The 8,730-nt window shown below is 74.3% G+C and carries 8 protein-coding genes; 5 read left to right on the forward strand and 3 right to left on the reverse strand.

The features are described 5' to 3' along the window. The 3 genes from ACY0I8_RS13935 to ACY0I8_RS13945 all read left to right on the forward strand — a co-directional run. Positions 1-1,400: B12-binding domain-containing radical SAM protein (locus ACY0I8_RS13935; protein WP_461395244.1), on the forward strand; the 1,400-nt coding region annotated here is incomplete at its 5' end. A gap of 80 nt (positions 1,401-1,480) precedes the next feature. After that, entirely contained in the window at positions 1,481-2,341 is an 861-nt protein-coding gene (locus ACY0I8_RS13940) for a substrate-binding domain-containing protein (RefSeq protein WP_461395245.1), read from the forward strand. Beyond that, the gene (locus tag ACY0I8_RS13945) at positions 2,338-4,584 is read left to right on the forward strand and encodes an HD domain-containing phosphohydrolase (protein ID WP_461395246.1); all 2,247 of its coding nucleotides are present in this window, start codon (positions 2,338-2,340) and stop codon (positions 4,582-4,584) included. Before ACY0I8_RS13940 ends, ACY0I8_RS13945 begins: the two co-directional genes overlap by 4 nt. Positions 4,585-4,603: 19 nt before the next feature. Here the strand turns inward: ACY0I8_RS13945 and ACY0I8_RS13950 are convergent, their stop codons facing one another. Beyond that, positions 4,604-5,419, reverse strand: a complete 816-nt coding sequence (locus ACY0I8_RS13950) for an MBL fold metallo-hydrolase (protein WP_461395247.1) — start codon at positions 5,417-5,419, stop codon at positions 4,604-4,606. Next, positions 5,416-5,901 carry a flavodoxin family protein gene (locus ACY0I8_RS13955; RefSeq protein ID WP_461395248.1) on the reverse strand — a complete coding sequence of 162 codons (486 nt, stop codon included), beginning with the start codon at positions 5,899-5,901 and terminating at the stop codon, positions 5,416-5,418. The genes ACY0I8_RS13950 and ACY0I8_RS13955 overlap by 4 nt, the downstream gene beginning before the upstream one ends. Positions 5,902-6,068: 167 nt before the next feature. Here ACY0I8_RS13955 and purM point away from each other — a divergent pair, with 167 nt between their 5' ends. Further along, complete coding sequence (purM, locus tag ACY0I8_RS13960) at positions 6,069-7,115, forward strand: phosphoribosylformylglycinamidine cyclo-ligase (protein ID WP_461395249.1); 1,047 nt, start codon at positions 6,069-6,071, stop codon at positions 7,113-7,115. Next, positions 7,112-7,765: a phosphoribosylglycinamide formyltransferase gene (gene purN, locus ACY0I8_RS13965; RefSeq protein WP_461395250.1), complete on the forward strand. Its 654-nt coding sequence runs from the start codon at positions 7,112-7,114 to the stop codon at positions 7,763-7,765. Before purM ends, purN begins: the two co-directional genes overlap by 4 nt. A 7-nt stretch (positions 7,766-7,772) precedes the next feature. On the opposite strand, the gene ACY0I8_RS13970 is transcribed toward purN, so the two are convergent. Then, positions 7,773-8,730, reverse strand: a 958-nt coding sequence (locus ACY0I8_RS13970) for a sensor histidine kinase (protein ID WP_461395251.1), incomplete at its 5' end; no start/stop codon positions are given.

Below are 8,730 nucleotides of genomic sequence, written 5' to 3' on the forward strand. Positions count from 1 at the left end.
CGGCCGCCCGGGCGCCCCGGGCGGCCGCGCGGCTCTCGACCCCCCGGGGATACGCCGCCGGCCCGGCCTACCGGCAGACCCTGGCGGACCTCCTCCTGGCCTACCGGGTGTGCGGGGAGGCCCGGGGCATCCGGGTGACCCCCTCGGACCTGGAACTCCCCGGCTGGTCGCCGCTCTCGTCGGCCGACCTCGCCCGGGCGGCCGAGGCCCCCCAGGACCTTCCGATCTTCGATCTTCTCCGGCCCCTCGCCGAGGCCGCGTTGGACCGGGACCCCGCCCTGATCGGGGTCTCGGCCACGTTCCTGAGCCAGGCGATTCCCGCCTTCGCCCTGGCGGGGTGCCTTCGCCGCTCCGGGTTCCGGGGCCGGCTCGTCCTGGGCGGGGCGCTGGTGGGGGCCTGTAGGCCGCGGCTCCGGCCGGAGTCCCCGGTGTTCCGGGCCTGGGACGCCCTGGTCGCGGGCCCAGGCGAGGAGGCCCTGGCGGCCCTGTGGCACGGGGCGTGGCGGGCCCCGGGCGTCCTGGCCCCCCGACGGGGGGTGTGGGAGCCCCCCGCCCGGCCCGGCCCCTGGGAACCCCGCGTGGATCCCGACGACCTCGGGGAGGGCTACCTGGCCCCGGGACCGGTGGTCCCGTTTCCCCTGAGCCGCGGCTGCTACTGGCGGCGGTGCGCCTTCTGCCCCGAGGCGGCCCAGGGCGGGGCGGGATTCCGGCCGCCCCCCCGCTCCGGGGTGGCGGGCGCCCTGGCCCGGGCCCCCGGCCCCTGGGCCCACCTCACGGACGAGGCCGTTCCACCCTCGCTCCTCCGGGCCCTGGCCGAGGCCCCCGAACCCGGCCCACGGTGGTACGGGTTCGTGCGGCCGGAACCCCTCCTGGCCGATCCCGCCCTGGCCCGGGGCCTCGCCCGGAGCGGGTGCCGGCTCCTGCGCGTCGGGGCGGAGTCGGCCTCCCAGGCGGTGCTCGACCGGGCCGGCAAGGGGACCTACGCCGCCTTCCTCGGGCCCATCGTGCGGGCGCTGACCGAGGCGGGCATCCGGACCCAGGTGTATCTGCTGTTCGGGCTGCCCGGCCAGACCCGTCGGGACGCCGAGGAAACCCTGGACTGGGTGCGCCGCCACGCCGACGCCGTCACGTTCCTCAACCTGGCCCTCTTTCACCTCCCCCGGGGGAGCCGCTGGGAGGCCGAACTCGCCGCCCGGGGCCTCCTCGCGCCCGACCTGCCCGGACAGGATCTCTCCCTCTACCGGCCCTTCGCGGAGCCGGCGTGGCCCCGTGCCGAGGTGCGGGCATTCCTCTCCGGTGCCCGGGACGATCCCGTGATCGGGCCGATCCTTCGCCGCACGCCCCCGGGGTTCACCGCGAATCACGCCCCGTTCGCGCCCCTCGGCGGCGAACCCAATTGAAGCGGCCGGCCGGGCGGTGCTAGGGTACGGGAGTTCGCCCCGTGGACCGTTTGGGAGGGGGAGGAAAGGCTCTTCGTACCTTGCGCCGCACAGGCCTACTCCTTGCACTCGCCCTCGTTCCGACCCTGGCCGGGTTCTTTGCGTGCCAGCGCGCCGAGGAACCCGTGGCCGGCCCGGCCGAACTCCCGCCGGAACCCGAGATTCGGGTCGCGGGCTCCGAAACCCTCTATCCGGTGCTGGAACGGCTCGTCCAGGCCTACGCCGAGGAGAACCCCAGGGCCCGGGTGCGGATCCTGCCGGGCACGAGCACGGCCGGGGCGGCGGTCGGGGTCCGGTCGGGGGCCGTGGACCTCGGGACCTGTTCGCGCCGTCTTCGGCCCGAGGAGCTCGAGGGCCTCGCGTACCACCTGCTCGGCTACGACCCCATCGCGTTCGCGGCCCACCCGTCCTGCGGCGTCCCCCGGCTCGAGCCGGACCACATCCGGCGGATCTATGCCGGGGAGATCCGGAACTGGAACGAACTGGACGGGGTGGATCACGACATCCTCGTCCTCGACCGGGAGCCCGGGGAAAGCCTGCGACGGGTCCTTCTGGACGCCTTTTTCGGCCCCTCGTTCCGGATGACCCGGGACGCCGTGGTGCTCCCCCACGCGAGCGACATGCGGCGGGCGCTCGCGAGCACCCCTTACGCAATCGGGTACGCCGGCCGGGCCGAACTGCGGGCCTCGGGGATCGAGGTGCGCGTCGTGCCCCCGGCCGGCGTGTGGCCCCGGGCCCAGGACGCCCGCTCCGGTGCCTTCCCGCTGGTGATCCCCCTCGGGATCGTGAGCCCCACGGAACCCCGGCCCGAGGTGACCCGGTTCCTGGGATTCCTCGTCGGCCCCCGAGCCGCGGCCGTTCTGGACGCCCTGGGGGCCGTGGCGGCCGCACCCTCGCGATGACCCTCGGGCTCCGCTCCCAGATCCTCGCCGTGCCCCTCCTCCTGACCGCCCTGGGGTTCGGCGTGCTCGGCACCACCGCCTACCGGTTCGTGGGGGACCTCCTGGTGGCCGAGGAGGACCGGGCCATCCGGCAGGAGATCCGGCACGCCCAGCGGTTCCTCGAGGACGAGGCCCAACTCCTCGCCGACCGGGCCCGGGAGCTAGCGGACCACTCGGACCTCTGGATCCACCTCGGGCCCGAGGCGGCCGACCACTCCCCCGTGGCGGACCTCCTTCCCTGGAAGGTGCGCTGGGATCTGGACTGGCTCGACCTCGTCGACCGGGAGGGCCGGGAGCGCCTGAGCCTCGACGACCAGGAAAACCCCCTGACCGGATTCGAGCCCCCGCCCCCGGTGGAACCCGAGGAGGAGGGCGTCGTTCGCCTGGGCCTGGCCGGGATCACCCTTTCCACTGTGCTCCGGTCGGGAGAACGCACCCTCCTGGTGGGCGCCGCCCCGATCCGGAGGCCGTCGGACGGGGAGATCCTCGGGGTGATCCTCCTGGGGAAACGGGTGGACCGGGAACTCCTGGCGAACCTGGAGCAACTGCTCGGATCCCGGGTGGCCCTCCTGGGCCCCGACGGCCGATCCCTGGTCCCGGGGGCCGGGCTTCCCATCGAGTGCGGCACGTGCCACGGCCGAACCGAGGCGGCCAAGAGCCCCGCGTTCCATTCCACCTTCGTGGCGATCCCGGCCCGATCGCCGCTCCTCCCGGGGAACCGGAGGCTCGGCATGGCCCGGGTGGCCGTCGGCGGGGAACCCCTGGGGCTCCTCGTGGTGGAGCGGGATCTGGGCCCGGCGTTTGCCGACCTCCGCCGGGCCACCGCCGCCATGGCCCTGGTGGCGCTCGTCTTCTCCCTGGCCGGAACCCTGGCCCTCCTCACGGCCGTGCGATGGATCGTGGGCCCCGTGAAGGCCCTCGCCGACGCGACCCGCCGCTGCGCCGAGGGGGACCTCACCGCGGAGGTGCCGGTGCGGGGCGCCCGGGAGATCCGGGAGCTCGCCGAGGCGTTCAACGCCATGACCCGCCAGCTGGCCGGGGCCAGGCAGGAGCAGGCCGCCCTCCACCGGGACCTGGAAACCCGGGTCCGGGAGCGAACCCGGGAACTGGAAGAGGCCGTGGAGCGGCTGATCACCGTGCGGGAACTCGGCCGGCACCTGCCCCGGGCCGCCGACCCGGAGGCCGTGCTACGGGCCGCGGCCCGCCTGGGGGCCGAGGCCGTGCGGGCCCGAACGGCCTGCGTCCTCCTCCGATGCCCCTCGACACCGGGCGCCTGGCGGCTTGCCGGGGCCTTCGGCCGCGTCGACCCGGGCCGGGCCGAGATCCGGTTCGGCCCGGAACTGCCCCTGGCCGATCTCGCGACGCCCCGGGGAGCCGTGGTGGACGCCGGGCCTGGGGCCACGGTTTCGGACCCGGTGTCGGGCCGGCCGGTGCGCTCGCTCCTGGCGGCCCCCGTTCAGGCCCCCGACGCCGACCGGCCCGAGGCATTCCTCCTCGTCTACGACCCGGAGGGGCGGCCCGCCTTCGGCCGCCGGGACCTGGACGTCCTCTTGCCGTTCGCCCGGGAGGTGGGAGCCGTGCACGAGGCGGCCCGGCTCCACCGCCTCCAGCAGAAAGCCACCCTGGAGATCGTCCAGTCGCTGGTGAACGCCATTGAGGCCAAGGATGCCTACACCCGGGGCCACTCCCAGCGGGTCACCCGGCTAGCCCTCGCCGTGGGCCGGGAGCTCGAGATCCCCGAACGGGCCTTCGAGGTGCTGGAGCAGGCCGCCATGCTCCACGACATCGGGAAGATCGCGTTGCGCCACGAGGTGCTCCTAAAACCCGCGGAACTCGAACCCGTGGAACTCGATCTGGTGCGGCAACACCCGCTTACGGGCGCCAAGATCCTGGAACCCCTCTCCTGGCTCCGGGAGGTGGCCGAGGTGGTGCTGCAACACCACGAGCGGCCGGACGGCACCGGATATCCGATGGGCATCGGGGGGGCGGACCTCCGCCTGGAGGCCCGGATCCTGGCCGCGGCCGACGCCTACGACGCCATGACGAGCGACCGGCCCTACCGCGGGGGCATGCGCCCGGCCCAGGCGCTTTCCGAACTGCGGCGAGGGGCCGGAACCCAGTTCGATCCGGTGGTGGTGGAGGCGCTGGAGTCCGTGTTGCGCAGGGATCACCCGGAGATCGGTTCGGGGGCGGGTTCGGGATAGGGGGGCGGGGCGGCGGGGTTCACCCGGCCCCGGGGATCCCGTCTCCCTCCCACACCATCATCCCGTCCCGGGCCACGATCACGGGTCCGGGGAAGGACTCGGCTGCGTGGCGGCCGGGGTCGGCCCGGTCGGCCGAGGGGTAAAGGTGGTGGAGCACCAGGGCCCCGGCCCGGGCCTCCCGGGCCAGGTCCCCGGCCTGGCGGGCGGTCAGGTGCCGGTCGAAGGCGGCGCCTTCGGGCAAGCTGGCCTCCGCCACGAGGAGATCGGCGCCGCGGGCGAACCGGGCGAGGCCCCGGTCCGGCCCGGTGTCGCCGGTGATCACGAACGACCGGCCGGCCAACTCCCAGCGAAGCGCAAGGCTCGAGGGGTGGTGGCGGGCGGGGCCCGTCCGAAGCGCCCAGGGCCCGAGCGAGAGCTGGTCCCCCGGGGCGCACTCCCGAGGCTCCAGCGGGTATCCCCGGGGATCGAGCCAATCGCCGTAGGCCCCCCGCAGGGCCTCGACGAACCGTTCGAAGCCCACCCCCCCGACCAGGGTGAGGGGCCGGGTGCGGGGGGCCTCGTCGTAGCCGGCCGCGAACAGGAGCGCCACCAACTCGGCCGTGTGGTCCGGGTGGAGGTGGGTGAACACCACGGCGTCCAGATTGTGGTGCCGCACCCCCGCGGCGAGCAGGCCGTGCAGGGCCCCGAGTCCAAGATCCACGGCCACCCGATATCCCCCGGCCTCGAGCAGGGTGCACGGCCCGCGCCGGTCGAGCCGGGGCACGCAGGTGCCCGTACCCACAGTCACGATCCGCACCGGCGCCCCCGACGCATCGGCGGCGAGCCCGATGCTCACCCCCCCTTGAGCCGCCGCGCCACGTCGGCGACGCGGGCGCCCAGGAGCTCCCCGGCCCGCTCGTCGTCCGGGCCGGGCGCGCCCAGGCAGGCCACGCCGTAGTGGCCGCCGGTCTCGATGGGATCGCCCACCACCACCATCTCGTGGATCAGGAACGCCACGAGCATGCTCAGGAGCGTGGTCTCCTTCCCCCCGGTGTGGTGCCCGCCGGTGGCGAACGCGGCGCCCACCTTGTTGCGCAGTTTCCGCCGGGCGCCCACGCTGCGGTCGATCAGGTCCTTCATCTCGGCCGTCACCGTTCCGAAATACACCGGGCTTCCGAGGATGATCCCGTCGGCCGCGATCAGGTCTTCCTTGGTGGTTTCGGAGGCCCGCTTGCACACCACCTGGGCCCCGGCCTGCTCGGCGCCCCGGGCCACGGCCCGGGCGAGCTTTTCGGTGTTGCCGGATCGGCTCGAGTAAGAAACCAGGATCTGCACCATCTCCACACCTCCCGTGGCGGACTGGAGAGGGCACCGAGGCCCTCGAAACGTCGGCATTCTACGGGCCCGGCACGGGCCGGGCAACCGGGCCGGCCCGATTGACACCCCAGGGGCCTTTGGCTAGGCTAGCCGCTCCGTTTTTGGGCAGGTGCGAGGGAGGAGAGGTCGTGAGCGAGAACCTGACTTACCGGGACGCCGGGGTCGACATCGAGGCGGCGTCCCGCCTGGTGGACCGGATCCGGGAGGTGGTGAAGCCCACCCTGCGACCCGAGGTGATGGGCCACGTGGGCGGCTTCGGCGCCGCCGTGTCGCTGGCCGAGTTCCCCCTGGAAAACCCCGTGCTCGTGAGCTCCACCGACGGGGTGGGAACGAAGCTCAAGATCGCGTTCCAAACTGGGGTCCACGACACCGTGGGCATCGACCTCGTGGCCATGTGCGCGAACGACGTAGTCGTGCAGGGGGCCGAGCCGCTGTTCTTCCTCGACTACTTCGCCACGGGGCGCCTGGACGAGGGCGTGGCCGAGGCCGTGATCCGCGGGATCGCCACGGGGTGCCAGGAGGCCCGGTGTAGCCTGGTGGGCGGGGAGACGGCCGAACTTCCGGGGATGTACGCCGACGGGGAGTACGACCTCGCCGGGTTCTGCGTGGGCGTCGTGGACCGGGACCGGATGATCGACGGCTCCGGCATCACGGTGGGAGACCGGATCGTGGGCCTCGGGTCCACGGGGCTTCACAGCAACGGGTACTCCCTGGCCCGAACGATCCTCTTCGACCGCCACGGATTCGGCCTGGACCACGTGTTCCCCGAGCTCGGCCGGCCCCTGGGGGAGGTGCTCCTCACCCCCACCCGCATCTACGTGCGAACGGCGCTCAACCTCCTGCGGGACTTCACCGTGAAGGGCATGGCCCACATCACGGGGGGGGGAATCCCCGAGAACCTGCCCCGGGTGCTGCCCCAGAGCTGCCGGGCCGTGGTGGACCGCTCGGCCTGGGAGGTCCCCGTGCTCTTCCGGCTGCTCCAAGCCCTCGGCTCCGTGCCCGAGGAGGAACTCTTCCGCACGTTCAACTGCGGGATCGGGTTCGCCGTGATCGTGCCGCCCCACGAGGTGGAGGAGGTGGTGGCCCGCCTCGAGGCCCTCGGGGAGAAGGCGTGGGTGATCGGCGTGATCGAGGAACGCGAAGAGGGCCAGGGCGCGCTGGAGTGGGCGGGATGACCCTGCGGCTCGGGGTGCTCGTCTCGGGGAGCGGCTCGAACCTCCAGGCCATCCTGGACGCCGCGGCCTCGGGGCGGCTCGACGCCGAGGTCCGGGTGGTGGTGAGCGACAACCCCGCCGCCTTCGGCCTCGAGCGGGCCCGGCGGGCCGGGGTGCCGGCCGAGGTGGTGCCCTGGAGCCCCGACCGCCCCCGGGAGGACCACGACGAGGCCGTGGTGGAGGCCCTCCGGCGCCACGGGGTCGACACCGTGGCCCTGGCCGGGTACATGCGGCTCGTGACGGCCCGGCTCCTGGGGGCGTTTCCGGGACGGGTGCTCAACATCCACCCCGCCCTCCTGCCGGCCTTCCCGGGCCTTCACGTCCACGAGAAGGTGATCGCCCACGGCGCCAAGTTCTCGGGCTGCACCGTGCACTTCGTGGACGAGGGCATGGACACGGGCCCGATCGTCTGCCAAGCCGTGGTGCCGGTGCGCGACGACGACACCCCCGAGACCCTTGCCGCCCGGATCCTCCGGGAGGAGCACCGCATCTACCCCCAGGCCCTCCAGTACCTGGCCGAGGGCCGGCTCCGGGTCGAGGGCCGCCGGGTCCTCCTGGATCCCCCGAGCCCCGGCTCCGGCACCCTCCACAACCCCAGCGTGCGCTTCTAGACGGCGGTCAACGGTCGGGGCGCGGCGCGACCGCCTCCTCCACCGCGACCACGAGCTCGTCGGGGGCGAGGGGCTTTTGGAGCACCCGGTCGGCGGCGGGCGCCTCCCCGACGGATCCGCCCGTGCACAGGATCGTGACGAGGTCGGGCCGCAGGCGCTTCGCCTCGGCGAGAAGCTCGTCGCCCCCCATCCCGGGCATGGACCGGTCGGCCAGCACGAGGTCGTACCGCGTGGGGTCGAGCCGCAGCCGGCCCAGGGCCTCCCGGGGGTCGGCGGCTACATCCACCTTGTGCCCCGCCCCCTCCAACACCGCCCGGCCGAACGAAAGCAGGGTCTCCTCGTCGTCCACCAGGAGGATCTTGAGGGGGCCGGGCCGCCGGCGCCCCGGCCGCCGGGCGTCCGGCTGCCGGACGGGCTCGGCGGGCCGCAGGAACACCCGGAACGTGCTCCCCGCCCCCGGCTCGCTCTCCACCTCGATCCGGCCCCCGAGGCTTTTCACCACCCCGTACACCACGCTCAGCCCCAGCCCCGTGCCCTTCCCCACGGGCTTCGTGGTGAAGAACGGCTCGAACGCCCGCTCCCGGACCTCGGGGGGCATGCCGCACCCCGTGTCGGCCACCTCCAGGCACACGCTGTCGCGGCCGTCGGGGTCGGCGCGCCGGGTCACCCGCACCCGCACCTCCCCCCCGGCCCCCTCCACCGCCTGCACCGCGTTCTGGCAAAGGTTCAGGATCACCTGGTGGAGCCGGGCCTCGTCCCCCAAGACCGTGAACTCCCCCTCCCCCAGCTCCTCGGCCCACCGGACCCCGGCCGGGAGCTGCGCCCCCATCATCCGGCTCACCTCGCGCACGAGCCGCGCGAGGCACACCGGCCGCACCGGCCCCTCGCCGCCCCGGCTGAAGGCGAGGATCTGGCGCACGAGCTCCCGGGCCCGGCGGGCCGCCGTGGCCACGTTGGCGAGCCCG

It is taken from the genome of Deferrisoma sp. (assembly GCF_054681715.1).

Excerpts from the sequence above, each read along its gene's own strand:
- ACY0I8_RS13945 (WP_461395246.1), top strand. The coding sequence starts at position 2,338 with ATGACCCTCGGGCTCCGCTCCCAGATCCTCGCCGTGCCCCTCCTCCTG.
- ACY0I8_RS13955 (WP_461395248.1), bottom strand. The coding sequence starts at position 5,901 with ATGGTGCAGATCCTGGTTTCTTACTCGAGCCGATCCGGCAACACCGAA.
- purN (WP_461395250.1), top strand. The coding sequence starts at position 7,112 with ATGACCCTGCGGCTCGGGGTGCTCGTCTCGGGGAGCGGCTCGAACCTC.